The sequence below is a fragment of the Sphingomonas endophytica genome (genome assembly GCF_014199415.1).
GTDB lineage: Bacteria > Pseudomonadota > Alphaproteobacteria > Sphingomonadales > Sphingomonadaceae > Sphingomonas > Sphingomonas endophytica.
Genome location: NZ_JACIJN010000010.1, coordinates 29,474 through 45,974 on the forward strand (window position 1 = coordinate 29,474; position 16,501 = coordinate 45,974).

Here is a 16,501-nt window from a genome sequence, read left to right on the forward strand (position 1 = left end):
TTTTGCGTCACCGTGCGGCGGCGCTGCGAAAATAAATTGCTGCGTGGCACCCAAGCCACAGGTCTGATAGCCACAGGCTCATGCCCGTGTCCGCCGCCCGCTCCGCCCGCGAAATCCTCGTCAATCTGCACGACGTGATGGCGGCGCGCTCGAACGCGCAGGCCAAGCTGAACTCGGTGGTCGAGATCATCGGTGAGGCGCTGGATAGCGAGGTGTGCTCGATCTATCTGCTGCGCGAGGGCGTGCTGGAACTGTTCGCGACGCGCGGGCTCGATCCCGCCGCAGTGCACGTCACGAAGCTGGCGATGGGCGAGGGGCTGGTCGGGACGATCGCGCAGCACAATGAGGTGCTCAACCTCGACGAGGCCGCCAGCCATCCCGACTTCGCGTACAAGCCCGAGACCGGCGAGGATCGCTATCACAGTTTTGCGGGCGTGCCGATCATCCGGCGCGAGCGTGCGGTGGGGGTGCTGGCGGTGCAGCACGCCGACCCGCGCCGCTACGAGGATGTCGAGATCGAGGCATTGCAGACCGTGGCAATGGTGCTGAGCGAGCTGATCGCCAATGCCGGGCTGATCGATCAGGCGAGCCCGCGCGACCGGCCGCAGAGCACCGCGTCGACGCGGATCCCGGGGCAGAAGCTGGTCGACGGCATGGCGGCGGGCTGCGCGGTCTTCCACCAGCCGCGCATCCATATCGAACATACCGTCGCCGAGGATACCGAGGCCGAGCGCCACCGCGTCTATGCCGCGTTCGACAAGATGCGCGAGCAGATCGACCGGATCGCGCGCGAGGCGGAGTTCGGCGTCGGCGACGAGCATCAGGAGGTGATCGCCACCTACAAGATGTTCGCCTATGACGAGGGCTGGGCACGACGCATCAACGAGGCGATCGACAGCGGGCTGACCGCCGAGGCGGCGATCGAGCGCGTCCAGCAACGCACCCGCCAGCGGATGCGCGAGATCGACGATCCGCTGCTCGCCGACCGGATGCACGATCTGGAGGATCTGTCGAACCGCTTGCTGCGGATCGTCTCCGGGCAGATGGGGACCGCGGCGCAGATGGGGCTGCGGCAGGACACGATCCTGATCGCGCGCAACCTCGGCCCCGCCGAACTGCTCGAATATGATCGTCGCCGGCTGAAGGGCGTGGTGCTGGAAGAGGGATCGCTGACCGCGCACGTCACGATCGTCGCGCGCGCGATGGGCGTGCCGGTGCTGGGGCGCGTCCGCGACGTGCGGCGGCTGATCGCCGAGGGCGACCTGCTGTTGCTCGACGTCACCGAGGGCACGCTGACGGTCCGTCCGACCAGCGGGATGGAGGAAGCGTTCGAGGCCAAGTTGGCGGCACGGCAGAAGCGCAAGGCCGCCTATGCCGCGCTGCGCGACGTCGCGCCGGAGACCAAGGACGGGCACCGCCTGACGGTGATGGTCAATGCCGGGCTGCGCGACGATGTCGCGGCGCTCGACGTGACCGGCGCGGACGGGATCGGGCTGTTCCGCACCGAATTCCAGTTCCTCGTGTCCGCGACGCTTCCGCAGCGCGAGCGCCAGCAGCGGCTGTATCGCGAGGTGCTGGATGCGGCGGGCGCGCGCCCCGTGATCTTCCGCACCGTCGATATCGGCGGCGACAAGGCCTTACCGTATCTGATCCACGCCGAGGACGAGGAAAATCCGGCGATGGGCTGGCGCGCGCTGCGGCTGGCGCTGGAACGCGACGGGCTGATGAAGGCGCAGGCGCGCGCGCTGCTGGAGGCCGCGGCGGGGCGGACGCTCAACGTGATGTTCCCGATGGTGTCGGAGGCCTGGGAGTTCGACGAGGCGCGCGCATTGTTCGAGAAGCAGCGCGATTTCCTCGCCTCGCGCAACAAGCGGCTGCCGCTGGAGGTGAATTACGGCGCGATGCTGGAGGTGCCGGCGCTCGCCTATCAGCTCGACCTGCTGCTGCCGTCGGTCGATTTCCTGTCGATCGGCACCAACGACCTGACGCAATTCCTGTTCGCCGCCGATCGCGCCAATCCCAAGCTCGCCGAGCGCTACGACTGGCTGTCGACCTCGATCCTGCGCTTCCTGCGCCGCGTCGCGGTGCCGGCGGCGCAGGCCGGGGTGCCAGTCGGGGTGTGCGGCGAGATGGGCGGGCGGCCGCTGGAGGCGATGGCGCTGATCGGGATCGGGATCGACCGGCTGTCGATCACCCCGGCGGCGGTCGGGCCGGTCAAGGCGATGATCCGCTCGCTCGATCGCGGCGCGCTGACCGCGTTCATGGACGAGTTGCTGGCGCGACCACCGCGCGATCTGCGCGGTGCGCTGGCGCGCTGGGCGGCCGAGCAGGGCGTCGAACTGGCATAGTCTTACGACGGAGTGAGCCAGCGTCTTGCGGCGCGGTGTGTTGACACACCCGTGACGCTTTGAAAGACGATGGGCACGCATCGCGGTTAATGCAGGGGTCGGAGACAGGAATGAGCGAAAGCGAGCATCCGGCGCAGGCGACGCCGCCCAGCGGCGCTCCGCAGCCCGGGACGGTCGGGGCCCGTTTGCGTGCCGCTCGCGAGGCGCAGGGCCTGTCGGTGGCCGAGGTGGCGGCGCGGACCCGCGTGACGCAGCGCTTCCTCGAGGCGCTGGAGGACGACCGGCTCGATCTGCTGCCCTCGCCGACTTATGCCTCGGGGTTCGCGCGTGCCTATGCGCGGGCGGTGGGGCTCGACCAGGCCGAGATCGGGCGCGGGATCCGCGGCGAACTGGCGCGCGGCGCGATGCCGATGCGCCAGCATCATATCGAGGAGATCGCCGACCCGTCGCGCGGGCCGTCGCGCGCGACCGTGATCGTCGCGGCGGGGGTCGCGCTGGCGGTGCTGATCCTCGGCGTGCTGTGGCTGTCGACCGGCATGTTCCGCGGCACCGCGGAAGCGCCCGAAACCGCGGCCAGCCCGACGACGGTGGCGCGCAGCGCGCCGGTGCCGCCGCCCAGCCCGACCGCGGCCCCGGCGGGCAAGGTGGTGTTGACCGCCAAGAGCGAAGTATGGATGCGGGTCTATGACGGCGCGAAAAAGACGCTGTTCACCGGTACCTTGCAGCCCGGCCAGACCTTTGAGGTGCCGGCCGGGGTCGACCAGCCGATGCTCAACATCGGGCGGCCCGATCAGGTCGAGGTGACGGTCGATGGCCGCGTGCTCCCGCCGCTCGGCGACGGCAAGCGCGCGATGAAGGACGTCGGCGTCAGCGCCGAGGCGCTGGCGGCGCGGTTCGCGGGCGTCGCTGCGCCTGCGGCGACGCCAGGCGCCGCCACGAGTGCCGCACCCGCCGCGGGCAACACGGCGGTGCCGTCGGCCTTTCAGGCGACCAGCGGACGGTGACATGGGGCGGTCGCCTGCTTCAGGCTGGCGACAGCTGTAATATTCCAGAACATTATCCGGTGCCGATCCACCGGGGGACAAGCGAATGACCAGATATCTAGCGGGCGCTGCGATCGCCCTGACCCTCGCCAGCCCCGCGCTCGCGCAGCGCGACGCGCCCGTGACGGCGCGCGTCGACAAGCTGGAGAGCGAAATGCGCGCGGTGCAGCGCAAGGTGTTCCCGGGCGGCGCGGGGATGATGGTCGAGCCGCAGATCGCGCCGAGCGCACCGACGCCGGTCGAGGCGGCGGGCGTGCCCGCCTCGGGCGCGATCACCGACCTCACTGCGCGCGTCACCTCGCTGGAGCAGCAACTGGCGTCGATGACCGGGCAGATCGAGCAGAACGAATATCGCCTGCGCCAGCTCGAAGGCCAATTCGCCGATTACCGCAAGGCGACCGACGCGAAGCTCGCCGCGCCGCCGGCAGCGAGCCCGGCCGCGCCGGTGGGTGGCCCCGACGTCACCGTTCCCGAAGCGCCCGAGCCGGCCGGCACGCCGGCCAGCGGCGCGGCAGTGGCCAAGCCGAGCAGCGGCGACGCGGCCGAGGACGGCTATGTCTACGGCTTCCGGCTGTGGGAAGCGAAGCGTTACGGCGAGGCGGTGACCGCGCTCAAGAAGGTGGTCGCCGACTTCCCCAAGCATCGTCGCGCCAGTTATGCGCAGAATCTGATCGGGCGCGCTTATCTCGACGACGGCAAGCCGAGCCTCGCCTCCATCGCCTTCTACGACAATTACAAGAAGTTCCCGGATGGCGAGCGCGCGCCGGACAGCCTTTACTATCTCGGCAGCGCGCTGGTGAAGCTCGACAAGGCGGCCGACGCCTGCAAGGTCTATGGCGAGCTGACCGATGTCTATGGCGCGACGATCTCCGCCAAGATGAAGGCCGATGTCGCCAGGGCGCGTATCGCCGCCAAGTGCAAGTGAGGTGACGCTGCGTCCGCTGCCCGGGGCGGCGGTCGCGCGATTCCGTGGCGATGTCGAACGGCTGGTCGCGCGGGCTTGCGACGGAATGACCTCGGCGGACGGGGCGCGGCTGGCGCTGGCGGTGTCGGGCGGGGCGGACAGCATGGCGATGCTGCGGCTGGCGGTCGCGGCCTTTCCGGAGCGGATCACCGTCGCGACCTTCGACCATCGGCTGCGTGCCGACTCGGGCGCGGAAGCCGCGATGGTGGCCGGCGTCTGCGCGACGCTCGACGTGCCGCACCACATATTGACGCCCGCCGCGCCGATCGCCGGCAACAGCGTGCAGATGCGCGCGCGGACCGCACGATACGTTGCGCTCGGCGATTGGGCGCGGGGCGAGGACGTGAACTTCCTGCTGACCGGGCATCATGCCGACGACCAGGCCGAGACGTTGCTGATGCGGCTGCAACGCGCGTCCGGTCTGTCCGGGCTGGCGGCGATCCGCGCGGTGCGGTTCGATGCGTTCGGGGCGGTGTTGCGGCCGTTGCTGGCGTGGCGGCGCTCGGAACTGCGCGCGCTCGTCGAGGACAGCGCGACGCCGTTCGTCGACGATCCGTCGAACCAAGATCCCCGTCACGACCGGACGAAGATCCGGGCGCTGCTCGCGGCGACGCCGGCGCTCGATCCCGCCGCGCTGGCGGCGTCGGCGGGCTATCTGGCCGAAGCGGAAGAGGTGCTCGCGCGGCACGCCGAACTGCGATGGAGCGAGGGGTGGCGCGGACCTGATCGCGGACTGGCGATCGCTGGCGAACCGCGCGATCTGCGTCGCCGACTCGTGCGTCGCGCGCTGGCCGAAACGCGCGCGCGACTCGGCGTGCTGCACCCGCCGTTCGACCCCGATTCGGCCAATGTCGAGCCGCTGCTCGACGCGCTGGCGGCCGGGCGGACCGCGACGCAGGCCGGGATCATGGTGCGACCCGGCTCTGCTGGCTGGATCTTTTGCGCGGCACCGCCGCGTCGATCACTCTAACCGACGTTGTTCCATTGCCATTAACCCGTCCGAGCCTACATTGTCGGCGACGGAAAGGTAGCCGATGAACGAGAACGACAGGCAGCCCGGAAACGGCGGCAACGACAATAATGGTTCGGGCGGTCCGAACCCGTGGATGAAGAGCCTGCTGATCTGGGTCGGCGTGCTGCTCTCGCTCGCGGTGGTGGTGACGCTGTTCGACGGCCGGTCGAGCACCGCGCAGGGCAATACGATCGCTTACTCCACCTTCCTCGACAAGGTCGACGAAGGGACGGTGAAGAGCGTCAACGTCAGCCGCGACATGATCTCGGGCAGTTTCTCGAGCGGCGACAAGTTCCGCACCTATCCGGTGCAGGACTCGGGGCTGATGGACCGGCTGCGCAAGTCGGGGGTCGAGGTCGCGGGCAAGCCCGAGGAAGGGCCGTCGATCTGGATGGTGCTGCTGTACCAGTCGCTGCCGTTCCTGCTGTTCCTCGGCATCGCCTTCTTCGTGCTGCGCCAGATGCAGAAGGGCGGCGGCGCGGGCGGTGCGATGGGCTTCGGCAAGAGCCGCGCCAAGGTGCTGACCCAGAAGGAAGGCAAGGTCACCTTCAACGACGTCGCCGGCATCGACGAGGCGCGCGAGGAACTGGTCGAGATCGTCGACTTCCTCAAGGACCCGACCAAGTTCGCGCGGCTCGGCGGCAAGATCCCGAAGGGCGCGCTGCTGGTCGGTTCGCCGGGCACCGGCAAGACGCTGCTGGCGCGCGCGATCGCGGGCGAGGCGGGCGTGCCGTTCTTCACCATTTCGGGTTCGGACTTCGTCGAGATGTTCGTCGGCGTCGGCGCGAGCCGCGTCCGCGACATGTTCGAACAGGCCAAGAAGAGCGCGCCGTGCATCGTCTTCATCGACGAGATCGACGCGGTCGGGCGTCATCGCGGCGCCGGGCTCGGCAACGGCAATGACGAGCGCGAACAGACGCTCAACCAGCTGCTGGTCGAGATGGACGGCTTCGAGGCCAATGAGGGTATCATCATCGTCGCGGCGACCAACCGCCCCGACGTGCTCGACCCGGCGCTGCTGCGTCCGGGCCGCTTCGACCGGCAGGTGGTAGTGCCACGGCCTGACATCGACGGCCGCGTCAAGATCCTCGAAGTGCACATGAAGAAGGTGCCGCTGGCGCCGGACGTCGATGCGCGGACGATCGCGCGCGGCACGCCGGGCTTCTCGGGCGCCGATCTCGCCAATCTCGTCAACGAGGCCGCGCTGATGGCGGCGCGCAAGGGCAAGCGGCTGGTCGCGAACGCCGAGTTCGAGGAGGCTAAGGACAAGGTCATGATGGGCGCCGAGCGTCGTTCCATGGTGATGACCGAAGACGAGAAGCGGATGACCGCCTATCACGAGGCGGGCCACGCGATCGTCGCGCTCCACGAGCCGGCGTCGGACCCGATCCACAAGGCGACGATCATCCCGCGCGGCCGCGCATTGGGCATGGTCATGCGGCTGCCGGAGCGTGACAGCTACAGCTATCACCGCGACAAGATGTACGCGAACCTTGCGGTGGCGATGGGCGGGCGGATCGCCGAGGAAGTGATCTTCGGCTACGACAAGGTGTCGAGCGGCGCGAGCGGCGATATCCAGTACGCCACCGGTCTGGCACGCGACATGGTCACCAAATGGGGCATGTCGGACAAGGTCGGCCCGGTCGAATATGCGCAACCCGAAGGCGAGAGCTTCCTCGGTTATTCGTCGAGCCAGCCGGTGCGGATGTCGAACGCAACCGCGCAGCTGATCGACGACGAGATCAAGGCGATCGTCGAGGGCGGGCTGCACCGCGCCAAGCAGGTGCTGACCGACCATCTCGACCAGCTCCACACGCTGGCCGGGGCGCTGCTCGAATATGAGACGCTGAGCGGCGACGAGATCAAGCGGCTGATCGCGGGCGAGGAACTCGACCGGCGCGATCAGGGGCCGAAGACGCCGTCGGTGCCGGCGGTCGGCACCTCGGTGCCGAAGACCAAGCGTCCGTCGGGGCCGTTCGGGAATCCGTCGCCTGCCGGGGCGTGATGTTCCGGTAGCGATGTGGGTGATGAGGGAGGCGGCCTGCGGGTCGCCTCTTTTTTAGTGCGCGTCACTGCGAGCGTGGCGGAGCAATCCAGCGCCGTATTAGACGCTCCGGATTGTTTCGCTACGCTCGCAATGACGACGGCTTTGCCGTGGGCCTTTGTGGCGGTCGGTTATGATGCGATAAGATCAAACCATCGGTCGCCCCGGACCTGAGCCGGGATGACGGTTCGCCAAGCGCTATTCTCCCGCGCCGGCGACGATCGCGTTCCACGCGGCTTCGTCGATCACCGTGATCCCCAGCTCGGCCGCCTTGGTCGCCTTGGATCCCGCGCCGGGACCGGCGACGAGCAGGTCGGTCTTCTTCGACACCGACCCCGCGACATGCGCGCCGAGCCGTTCGGCCTGCGCCTTCGCCTCGTCGCGACTGAGCGTTTCGAGTTTGCCGGTGAAGACCACGGTCTTGCCGGTCACCTCCGACCCGCGCGTCTCGACCACGAACGGCGGCGGGGACACTTGCGCGAGCAGATCGTCCCATACCGCCTGATTGTGCGGTTCGTGGAAGAAGTCGGCGAGCGCATGCCCCACCGCCGCCCCGACATTCTCGACCCCGATCAGTTCGGCGATCGCCTTGTCGAGCCGGGTGCGATGGCGCTCGGGGGTTTCGCCGATTACCGCCGGCAGCGCCTCGCGCAGCGCGATCACCTCGTGCGCCTTGTCGGCGAGCGCGGGGAGGGTGACGTAGCGTTTGAGCAGGTCGCGCGCGGTAACGATCCCGACGTGGCGAATGCCGAGCCCGAACAGCAGCCGCGCCGCATCGGGTGCGCGGCGCGCCTCGATCGCGTCGAGCAGCGCGTCGACCGAGCGAGCCTGCCACCCCTCGCGCCCGACCAGTTCGTCGCGATGCGTGGCGAGGTGGAAGATGTCGGCGGGCTCCGTGATCCAGCCGAGGTCGATCAGTTCGACCAGCGTCTTCTCGCCGAGCCCGTCGATGTCGAGCGCGCCGCGGCTGACGAAATGCTTGAGCCGTTCGAGCCGCTGCGCCGGGCAGACCAGCCCGCCGGTGCAGCGCACGTCGACCTCGCCTTCCTCGGCCACCGCCTCGCTGCGGCAGATCGGGCAGTGATCGGGGAAGGCGAACGGCGGCAGCTCGGTGTCGCGCGGCAGCACCGCGACGATCTGCGGGATCACGTCGCCGGCGCGTTGCAGGATCACGCGGTCGCCTTCGCGCGCGTCGAGCCGCGCGATCTCGTCGCGATTGTGGAGCGTGGCGTTGGTGACGACGACGCCGCCGACCGTCACCGGGGTGAGGCGTGCGACCGGGGTGAGCTTGCCGGTGCGGCCGACCTGAATGTCGATCCGCTCCAGCGTGGTCTGCGCCTGTTCGGCCGGAAACTTGTGCGCGATCGCCCAGCGCGGCGCACGGCCGACGCTGCCCAGCCGCTCCTGCCAGTCGAGCCGGTCGAGCTTGTAGACGACGCCGTCGATGTCGAACGCCAGATCGGCACGCTGCGCCTCGATCGCACGATAAACCGCCAGCGCGCCCGCGGCATCGTCGCAGCGGGCGAAGGCGGCGGCGACCGGGAAGCGCCAGTCGCGCAGCGCCGCGACGACCGCGGCCTGCGTGTCGCCGGGGATCGCGCTCGCCTCGCCCCAGCCGTGCGCGAGGAAGCGCAAAGGCCGCGCGCGCGTGACCTCCGGGTCCTTCTGACGCAGCGAGCCGGCCGCGGCGTTGCGCGGGTTGGCAAACTGGCGCGGCTCCTTGCCCGCGGCCGCTGCCTCTTCGGCGAGCCGGCGGTTGAGCGCCGCAAACGCCGCTTTCTCCATATAGACCTCGCCGCGCACCTCGAAGACGTCGGGCGCAGCAGCGGGAAGCGTCGCGGGGATGTCGGCGATCGTGCGAACGTTGGCGGTCACGTCCTCGCCCACCGCGCCGTCGCCGCGGGTCAGCGCCTGCACCAGCCGACGGTCTTCATAGCGCAGCGAGCAGGACAGGCCGTCGATCTTGGGCTCGGCGGTGAGCGCGACCGGCTCCTCGGCACCGAGCCGCAGGAAGCGGCGGACGCGCGCGACGAATTCCAGCACGTCCTCGTCGGAGAAGGCGTTGTCGAGGCTCATCATCGCGCGGGCATGCGCGACCTTGGCGAGATGCGCGGCGGGGGCGGCGCCGACCTGCCGACTAGGCGAATCATCGCGGATCAGCGCCGGGAACGCCTCTTCGATCAGGCGGTTACGGCGGACCAGCGCGTCATAGGCGGCGTCGCTGATCTCGGGCGCGTCCTCGGTGTGGTAGCGCCGGTTGTGGTAGGCGATCTCGGTGGCGAGCCGCGCCAGCTCGGCAGCGGCGGCGGTGTCGTTGGCGGGCAGCGGCGCGTCGGTCATCGCACCGGGTTAGAAAACCCGCGCCGCAGCGTCCATCACTTCACGCCGCGGCGGCTGCCACTTTCTCGGCCGTCGCGTCGGCCAGGCTGGTGCCGTCGAGGATCCGCGCGGTTTCGTCGCGCACGCGCATCATCGCCAGCCGGATCGCACATTCCGCCTCGCTCTTGCAGTCCTTGCACGGGCGGTAGGCGGTGCGGCTGACGCAGGGGACGAGCGCTAGCGGTCCCTCGATCACGCGGATCACCTCGCCCAGCGAGATCAGCTGCGCAGGGCGCGACAGGACATAGCCGCCCATCTTGCCGCGATAGCTGTGCAACAGCCCGGCGTCGCGCAGGTCGGCGAGGATCAACTCGAGGAATTTGCGCGGGACATTCGCCTCCGCCGCGATGCGCGTCATCGGCGTCGGCGGCGCGCCGGCCGGCGCGGTCGCCAGAAACAGCATCGATCGCAGGGCGTAACGAGAGCGCTGAGTAAGCATAGCCCACTATATACAGGGATATTGTGGCGGGCAAATGGCCGCTTGGCCCTTTTCCAAACGCTTCGGATGGCCTATATCCCCGATCGTCGGGTTCTACCCGGCTATGGCGATAAACTGCGGCGTAAAATAGACGCAGCGGACCCGGGGGCAGTACCCGGCGGCTCCACCATAAGTGGTGGTGTATCTGGACACCGTTTCTGACGGGGCCGAACCAGGATCGACGTGTGTTGAAAGGCGCTGTTTTCGCTCGGAATGGGACCACCGCAACGGCCCATTACACAAGTGCCAACGATAACGAAGCACTCGCGATTGCGGCGTAACTGATGGCCTAACGGCCTGACGTTACACCAAAATAGCGCGGTTGGACCCCACCGGGCAACAGAAGGGGATTCCAGCGGTACGGGGAGCACCGGGCAACAGAAGCTCCCCACTCACCATCACAACGTCAGTCGTTGCCGAGCAGCGACGATTTGCGCGGGATCGTCTCTTCGCTGGGCTGACCCTTGTCGAGCTGGTCGGAAGGGCGGCGCGCATCGCCGTCCTGCTGATGCTCGGTCGAGAGGTTGGGGCGCTTGGTCTCGGTGGTCGGGCGGATCGCGTCGCCGGTCATCGCATCGTCTCCTCTACGCCGACCAACGGACCGGATCGTGCGGCCGTTCCCGCGATCCGTGAGGGATCGGTAAGGTTGGATGACGGCAACTTGCTTCGCGACGCGCGTAATGACGGATGGGAGCTGACGACGGTTTTCCTTCATCGTCCGACATTGATCCGAGGCCGCGCCTTTTGCGACGGAAGCAAGAAGCGGGATGCCGGATCAAGTCCGGGACGACGAAAAGAAAGCTGATGGGGGCGGGCCGCCGCCTAGCCGTCGATGCTGCCGCCCAGCGCGGCGTGGACGAGGCCGCCGTCGACCGCGATCGTCTCGCCGACGACATAATCCCCCGCACGGCTGGCGAGATAGATGGCGGTGCCGGCCATGTCCTCGTCGGTGCCGATGCGCCGCGCCGGGATCGCCTTCGCCACCGCCTCGCCATGGTCGCGCGCGGCGCGGTTCATTTCGCTGGCGAACGCGCCGGGAGCGATCGAGGTGACGTTGATGCCGTCACGGATCAGCCGCGCGGCCAGTCGCTTGGTCAGATAGATCAGCGCCGATTTCGAGGCGTGATAGCTGTACGTCTCCCACGGGTTGAGCCGCAGACCGTCGACCGAAGTAATGTTGATGACCTTGGCGGGACGGTGCGCGCTTGCGCCGGCCTTGAGCAGCGGGTGGAGCGCCTGCGTCAGGAAGAACGGCGATTTGACGTTGAGATCCATCACCTTGTCCCAGCCCGCTTCCGGAAAGTCCTCGAAGGCAACACCCCAGGCCGCGCCGGCATTGTTGACGAGGATGTCGAGCCGTTCCTCGCGCTCCGCCAGCGCGGCCGCGAGCGCGCGACAGCCATCGACGGTCGAGACGTCCTGCGGGAGCGCGATGCAATTCTCGCCGAGTTCGGTGGCGGTCTCGGCGCATGCATCGGCCTTGCGGCTGGAGACGTAGACGCGCGCGCCCTGCGCGACGAAGCCGGCGGCGATCATCCTGCCGATCCCGCGGCTGCCGCCGGTGACCAGCGCGACGCGGCCGTCGAGCCGGAACAGCTTGCCGATGTCCATGTGCATCCTCTCCCTTATCCGCCGCGCTTCAGCGTCTCGCGTGCGATGATCAATTGCTGGATCTGGCTGGTGCCTTCGTAGATGCGGAACAGCCGCACGTCGCGGTACAGCCGCTCGACCCCGTAATCGGCGATATAGCCCGCCCCGCCGAGGATCTGCACCGCGCGGTCGGCGACGCGGCCGACCATCTCGCTGGCATAGTATTTGGCAGCGGCGCTCTCGAGGATCACGTCGTCGCCGGCGTCCTTCTTCGCGGCGGTGTCGAGCACCAGCGCGCGCGCGGCGAGCGCCTCGGTCTTCGAATCGGCGATCATCGCCTGGACGAGCTGATGCTCGGCGATCGGCTTGCCGAACTGGCGGCGGCCGGCGGCATAGCCGACCGCGTCGGCGATCAGCCGCTCGGCGACCCCGACGCACACCGCGGCGATGTGCAACCGCCCGCGATCGAGCACCTGCATCGCGATGCGGAAACCGTCGCCCTCCGCGCCCAGCCGGTTGGCGACCGGAACGGGCACGTCGTCGAACATGACGTCGGCGACCCTGGCGCCCTTCTGCCCCATCTTCTTCTCGGGCGCGCCGACCGTCACGCCGGGCAGGTCGCGCGGTACGAGGAACGCCGAGACGCCGCGCCCGCCTTTTTCCTCGCCGGTCCGCGCCATGACCGTGAACAGGTCGGCGCGGTCGGCATTGGTGATATAGCGCTTGGTGCCGCTGAGCCGATAGACGTCGCCGTCGCGCACCGCGCGGGTCGCGACGCTGCCTGAATCGCTTCCGACATCGGGTTCGGTGAGCGCGAAGCTGGTGATGATCGCGCCGCTGGCGATAAGCGGCAGCCACGCGGCTTTCTGTTCGGGGCTTCCGGCGATCACCAGCCCCTGGCTGCCGATCCCGACGTTGGTGCCGAACGCGGAACGGAACGCCGGGGTGGTGCGCCCGAGTTCGATCGCGACCCGCGCCTCTTCGCCCATCGTCAGGCCGAGGCCGCCGTATTCGGGACCGATCGACAGGCCGAACAGCCCGAGGTCGCGCATCTCGGCGATCAGCGCATCGGGGACCGCGTCATCGGCCTCGACCTGCGCCTCCAGCGGGCGAAGCCGCTCGGCGACGAAGCGGCGCACCGTGCCGATCAGCGCATCGAAGGTCTCGGTATCAAGCGCCATGGTGACAGCCTCATCCTCTCCGCCGGCCGGCCTCGGCTTAGGTGCCGAACCGCGCGCCGGCAAGCGACAACAGTACCTGTCGTTCGAAAGGTACGGCAACGCCTTGAAAGCGCCGCCCATACTGCAAGACCGAAAAGCCGGTGGCAGCGCGAATCGAATCGCTGGAGGGGCTGCCGCAAGGTCGATTTTAACGCGCCGGTAACACTCAAGGTCAGCATCGTTGACGTGGTTCGAGCGGCCCGGCTCGGTTCGTCGCCAGTCATATACGGTTCATCCGAAAAGGTTCCCGCGGCGTTTGGCGATCCGGATTTTACTGGTTAGCCGACCTTCATCAGTCCTGTTGACCGGGGGGTCGCCCGTGAACGTCAAGGTATGGACAGCGCGTTGTGCGCTGGTGGTTTCGTGCGTCCTGATGACGACTGCGCCGGCGCAGGCGCGTTATCTGCAATGCGTGCCCTTCGCGCGTGAGGTGTCGGGGATCGACATCCATGGCAATGCCAACACCTGGTGGGGCCAGGCCGAGGGTCGCTACGACCGCGGCACCGCGCCGCAGATCGGTGCGGTGATGGCGTTCAAGTCGACCCGCGCGATGCCGATCGGGCATGTGGCGATGGTCAGCAAGATCGTCAGCGACCGCGAGGTGCTGCTGACCCACGCCAATTGGTCGCGTCGCGGCGGCATCGAGCGCGACGTGCGCGCAGTCGACGTGTCGGCAGCGGGTGACTGGAGCGAAGTGCGGGTCTGGTTCGCCGGGGCGGGCGATCTCGGCACCAGCACTTATCCGCTGGCCGGGTTCATCTATGCCGACAAGGCGCCGGCGACGGTCGAGAGTGACGCGGCGCTGCCGCCGCTGACGATCGCGACCTCGGCGGTGGCGCCGGTGGGTGGTGCGCTCCCCGCCGAACGCTGAGCTCGCGTCAGGCGGGGCGGAAGAGCATCGCCACGCCGTTCATGCAATAACGCTTGCCGGTCGGTCGCGGCCCGTCGTCGAAGACATGGCCGAGATGCCCGCCGCAGCGGCTGCAATGTACCTCGGTGCGCACCATGCCCAGCGTGGAATCTTGATGATAGCCGACGGCGCGCGGCAGCGGCGCGTAGAAGCTCGGCCAGCCAGTGCCGCTCTCGAACTTGGTTTTCGACGAGAACAGCGGCTGGGTGCAGCCCTTGCAAGCGAAGGTGCCGCCGCGGTGCTCGCCATTGAGCGGGCTGCTGTACGGGCGTTCGGTCCCCTCGCGGCGCAGCACGTCGAACGCGGCGGGGCCGAGCTGCGACCGCCATTGCGCGTCGGTGCGCGTTACCGGGAAGCGTTCCGCCGCCTCCGCGGTCCGCGATCCGCAGGCGAGCAACGTGGTGGCGAGTACGCTGCCGCCGGCAACGGCGAGAAAGCGGCGACGGTCGAAAGCTGCATCGGTCATGCGCGGAATATGGTGACGATCGCGCGCTCCGCCAGCGTGCGACCGTGTGCCGTGGCAGCTTTGTCGTCGTGAGCTAACAGGAACTTTCGGCCGCCCGGCCGGGCGATGGTTGGCCGCATCGTCGCGTGCGTGCTACGGCGCACGGATGTCAGACGATCCCACGACCCTGATTGCGACGCTCGCCCGGCGCGCGCGCGACGCCGCCCGGCAGCTCGCCGGCATGAGCGACGCGCAAAAGGCCGGCGCGCTGAGATCGGTGGCGGCGGCGCTGCGGCACTCCGGCCCGGCGATCCTCGCCGCCAACGCGCTCGACGTGGCGCGCGGGAAGGATAACGGGCTGTCGGAGGCGCTGCTCGACCGGCTGCGGCTCGACGACGCGCGGCTCGAGGGCATTGCCGCGGCGGTGGCGACCGTCGCCGACCTCGACGATCCGGTCGGGCAGGTGATCGACGCGCGCGAGCGCCCTAACGGGCTGGCGCTCAGCCGCGTGCGGGTGCCGATCGGCGTGATCGGGATCATCTACGAGAGCCGCCCCAACGTCACCGCCGACGCCGCGGCGCTGTGCGTGCGCTCCGGCAACGCGGTGATCCTGCGCGGCGGCTCGGAGGCGGTGGAGAGCAATCGCGCGCTCCATGCTGCCTTTGCTTACGGCCTGGCCGAGGCGGGGGCGCCGGTCGCGGCGGTGCAGCTCGTTCCGACGATCGATCGGACGGCGGTCGGCGCGATGCTGGCCGCTGCCGGAGCGATCGACCTCATCATCCCGCGCGGCGGGCGCAGTCTGGTCGAGCGGGTGCAGAACGAGGCGCGCGTGCCGGTGCTCGCGCATCTCGACGGGATCAACCACGTCTTCGTCCACCGCTCCGCCGACGCCGCGATGGCGACGCGGATCGTGCTCGACGCCAAGCTGCGCCGCACCGGGATTTGCGGGGCGATGGAGACGTTGCTGATCGATCGCGACTGGCCGCACGCCGCCGCGCTCATCGCCGCGCTCGCCGACCGCGGCTGTGCGGTGCGCGGCGACGATGCGGCGTGCGCGCTGGTCCCGTCGATCGCGGCCGCCGCCCCGGACGATTGGGATACCGAATATCTCGATGCGATCGCGTCGGTCGCGATCGTCGATGGGCTCGACGGGGCGCTGGCGCATATCGCGGCGCACGGCTCGCACCACACCGATGCGATCGTCGCCGCGGACGAAGCGGTCGCCGAGCGGTTCCTGCGCGAGGTCGATTCGGCGATCGTGCTGTGGAACGCCTCGACGCAATTCGCCGACGGCGGCGAGTTCGGGCTGGGAGCCGAGATCGGGATCGCGACCGGGCGGCTCCACGCGCGCGGGCCGGTCGCGCTCGAAGGGCTGACCACCTATAAGTGGCTGGGGCGCGGCAGCGGGCAGATCCGCGGTTGACGATCCGCCGCATCGGGCTTCTGGGCGGGTCGTTCAATCCCGCGCATCGCGGCCATCGCCATGTCACGCTGGAGGCGATCCGGCTGCTCGGGCTCGACGAGGCATGGTGGCTGGTGTCGCCGGGCAATCCGCTCAAGCCGCGCGCCGGGATGGCACCGCTCGCCGCGCGGCTCGCCGCGGCGCGTGCGATGGCGCGGCGCGCACCGATCCGCGCGACCGATCTGGAGGCGCGGCTGCGGACGCGCTACACCGTCGACACGCTGCGGCGGATCGTGCGCCGCTATCCGCGCCATCGCTTCATCTGGATCATGGGCGCGGACAATCTTGCGCAATTTCATCAATGGCGACAGTGGCGGACGATCGCACGCACGATGCCGATTGCGGTCCTGACGCGTCCGGGCTATGATGACGATGCTCTCGCGGCTCCCGCGATGGGCTGGCTGCGGCGCTATCGGCGGCCCGCGCGCCAGGCGACGAACTGGGCCGAGTGGAGTGTGCCAGCCCTGGTGCTGCTGCGGTTCCGCCCCGACCGGACATCCGCGACGCAATTGCGCGCCGTCGATCCGGACTGGCATGTTCGCTTCGCCGATCCGATATCTGTGACCACGACCCCCGCCGCGTCGACGCGGCAACCCCAGGAGTAAC

General features: G+C 69.1%; 14 protein-coding genes and 1 other RNA gene. 9 read left to right on the forward strand and 6 right to left on the reverse strand.

Features of this window, described 5'->3' with window-relative positions:
- The first annotated feature begins 80 nt into the window (after positions 1-80).
- The 5 genes from ptsP to ftsH all read left to right on the forward strand — a co-directional run bounded on the left by ptsP (position 81) and on the right by ftsH (position 7,372).
- Positions 81-2,348, forward strand: a complete 2,268-nt coding sequence (ptsP, locus tag FHS97_RS14215) for a phosphoenolpyruvate--protein phosphotransferase (protein ID WP_184039259.1) — start codon at positions 81-83, stop codon at positions 2,346-2,348.
- A 110-nt stretch (positions 2,349-2,458) separates the two neighbouring features.
- Positions 2,459-3,352 (forward strand): helix-turn-helix domain-containing protein, encoded by an 894-nt coding sequence (locus tag FHS97_RS14220; protein WP_184039262.1) that lies wholly within the window; start codon positions 2,459-2,461, stop codon positions 3,350-3,352.
- A gap of 85 nt (positions 3,353-3,437) precedes the next feature.
- Positions 3,438-4,316, forward strand: coding sequence for a tetratricopeptide repeat protein (locus tag FHS97_RS14225; protein ID WP_184039265.1), 879 nt, complete (start codon positions 3,438-3,440; stop codon positions 4,314-4,316).
- A 1-nt stretch (position 4,317) separates the two neighbouring features.
- Entirely contained in the window at positions 4,318-5,325 is a 1,008-nt protein-coding gene (gene tilS, locus FHS97_RS14230) for a tRNA lysidine(34) synthetase TilS (RefSeq protein ID WP_343053462.1), read from the forward strand.
- A gap of 64 nt (positions 5,326-5,389) precedes the next feature.
- Positions 5,390-7,372, forward strand: coding sequence for an ATP-dependent zinc metalloprotease FtsH (gene ftsH / locus FHS97_RS14235; protein ID WP_184039278.1), 1,983 nt, complete (start codon positions 5,390-5,392; stop codon positions 7,370-7,372).
- A gap of 237 nt (positions 7,373-7,609) precedes the next feature.
- On the opposite strand, the gene ligA is transcribed toward ftsH, so the two are convergent.
- Both ligA and FHS97_RS14245 read right to left on the reverse strand, forming a co-directional pair.
- Positions 7,610-9,751, reverse strand: a complete 2,142-nt coding sequence (gene ligA / locus FHS97_RS14240) for an NAD-dependent DNA ligase LigA (RefSeq protein WP_184039281.1) — start codon at positions 9,749-9,751, stop codon at positions 7,610-7,612.
- Between the two features lie 40 nt (positions 9,752-9,791).
- Positions 9,792-10,229, reverse strand: coding sequence for an RrF2 family transcriptional regulator (locus tag FHS97_RS14245; protein ID WP_184039284.1), 438 nt, complete (start codon positions 10,227-10,229; stop codon positions 9,792-9,794).
- A gap of 45 nt (positions 10,230-10,274) precedes the next feature.
- On the opposite strand from FHS97_RS14245, the gene ssrA reads away from it, so the two are divergent.
- Positions 10,275-10,622, forward strand: a transfer-messenger RNA (tmRNA) gene (gene ssrA, locus FHS97_RS14250).
- 52 nt (positions 10,623-10,674) lie between these two features.
- On the opposite strand, the gene FHS97_RS14255 is transcribed toward ssrA, so the two are convergent.
- The 3 genes from FHS97_RS14255 to FHS97_RS14265 form a co-directional block, all read right to left on the reverse strand.
- On the reverse strand, positions 10,675-10,839 hold the full coding sequence (locus FHS97_RS14255; RefSeq protein ID WP_184039287.1) for a hypothetical protein: 165 nt from the start codon (positions 10,837-10,839) through the stop codon (positions 10,675-10,677).
- A 251-nt stretch (positions 10,840-11,090) separates the two neighbouring features.
- On the reverse strand, positions 11,091-11,879 hold the full coding sequence (locus FHS97_RS14260) for an SDR family oxidoreductase (RefSeq protein WP_184039290.1): 789 nt from the start codon (positions 11,877-11,879) through the stop codon (positions 11,091-11,093).
- 14 nt (positions 11,880-11,893) lie between these two features.
- The gene (locus FHS97_RS14265; RefSeq protein WP_184039292.1) at positions 11,894-13,039 is read right to left on the reverse strand and encodes an acyl-CoA dehydrogenase family protein; all 1,146 of its coding nucleotides are present in this window, start codon (positions 13,037-13,039) and stop codon (positions 11,894-11,896) included.
- Positions 13,040-13,451: 412 nt separating this feature from the next.
- On the opposite strand from FHS97_RS14265, the gene FHS97_RS14270 reads away from it, so the two are divergent.
- Complete coding sequence (locus FHS97_RS14270; RefSeq protein ID WP_184039295.1) at positions 13,452-13,949, forward strand: CHAP domain-containing protein; 498 nt, start codon at positions 13,452-13,454, stop codon at positions 13,947-13,949.
- Between the two features lie 7 nt (positions 13,950-13,956).
- On the opposite strand, the gene msrB is transcribed toward FHS97_RS14270, so the two are convergent.
- Positions 13,957-14,454: a peptide-methionine (R)-S-oxide reductase MsrB gene (msrB, locus tag FHS97_RS14275; RefSeq protein ID WP_184039298.1), complete on the reverse strand. Its 498-nt coding sequence runs from the start codon at positions 14,452-14,454 to the stop codon at positions 13,957-13,959.
- A 145-nt stretch (positions 14,455-14,599) separates the two neighbouring features.
- Here msrB and FHS97_RS14280 point away from each other — a divergent pair, with 145 nt between their 5' ends.
- Together FHS97_RS14280 and FHS97_RS14285 are read left to right on the forward strand one after the other, a co-directional pair.
- The gene (locus FHS97_RS14280) at positions 14,600-15,856 is read left to right on the forward strand and encodes a glutamate-5-semialdehyde dehydrogenase (protein WP_184039301.1); all 1,257 of its coding nucleotides are present in this window, start codon (positions 14,600-14,602) and stop codon (positions 15,854-15,856) included.
- Between the two features lie 2 nt (positions 15,857-15,858).
- Complete coding sequence (locus FHS97_RS14285) at positions 15,859-16,500, forward strand: nicotinate-nucleotide adenylyltransferase (protein ID WP_184039687.1); 642 nt, start codon at positions 15,859-15,861, stop codon at positions 16,498-16,500.
- Position 16,501 lies beyond the last annotated feature (1 nt).

Bases quoted from the DNA above. Each gene is read 5' to 3' on its own strand.
- FHS97_RS14220 (WP_184039262.1), top strand. From the start codon at position 2,459: ATGAGCGAAAGCGAGCATCCGGCGCAGGCGACGCCGCCCAGCGGCGCT.
- FHS97_RS14270 (WP_184039295.1), top strand. From the start codon at position 13,452: ATGACGACTGCGCCGGCGCAGGCGCGTTATCTGCAATGCGTGCCCTTC.
- FHS97_RS14260 (WP_184039290.1), bottom strand. From the start codon at position 11,879: ATGGACATCGGCAAGCTGTTCCGGCTCGACGGCCGCGTCGCGCTGGTC.
- FHS97_RS14225 (WP_184039265.1), top strand. From the start codon at position 3,438: ATGACCAGATATCTAGCGGGCGCTGCGATCGCCCTGACCCTCGCCAGC.
- FHS97_RS14245 (WP_184039284.1), bottom strand. From the start codon at position 10,229: ATGCTTACTCAGCGCTCTCGTTACGCCCTGCGATCGATGCTGTTTCTG.
- FHS97_RS14280 (WP_184039301.1), top strand. From the start codon at position 14,600: ATGTCAGACGATCCCACGACCCTGATTGCGACGCTCGCCCGGCGCGCG.
- ligA (WP_184039281.1), bottom strand. From the start codon at position 9,751: ATGACCGACGCGCCGCTGCCCGCCAACGACACCGCCGCCGCTGCCGAG.
- ptsP (WP_184039259.1), top strand. From the start codon at position 81: ATGCCCGTGTCCGCCGCCCGCTCCGCCCGCGAAATCCTCGTCAATCTG.
- FHS97_RS14265 (WP_184039292.1), bottom strand. From the start codon at position 13,039: ATGGCGCTTGATACCGAGACCTTCGATGCGCTGATCGGCACGGTGCGC.
- ftsH (WP_184039278.1), top strand. From the start codon at position 5,390: ATGAACGAGAACGACAGGCAGCCCGGAAACGGCGGCAACGACAATAAT.
- FHS97_RS14255 (WP_184039287.1), bottom strand. From the start codon at position 10,839: ATGACCGGCGACGCGATCCGCCCGACCACCGAGACCAAGCGCCCCAAC.
- msrB (WP_184039298.1), bottom strand. From the start codon at position 14,454: ATGACCGATGCAGCTTTCGACCGTCGCCGCTTTCTCGCCGTTGCCGGC.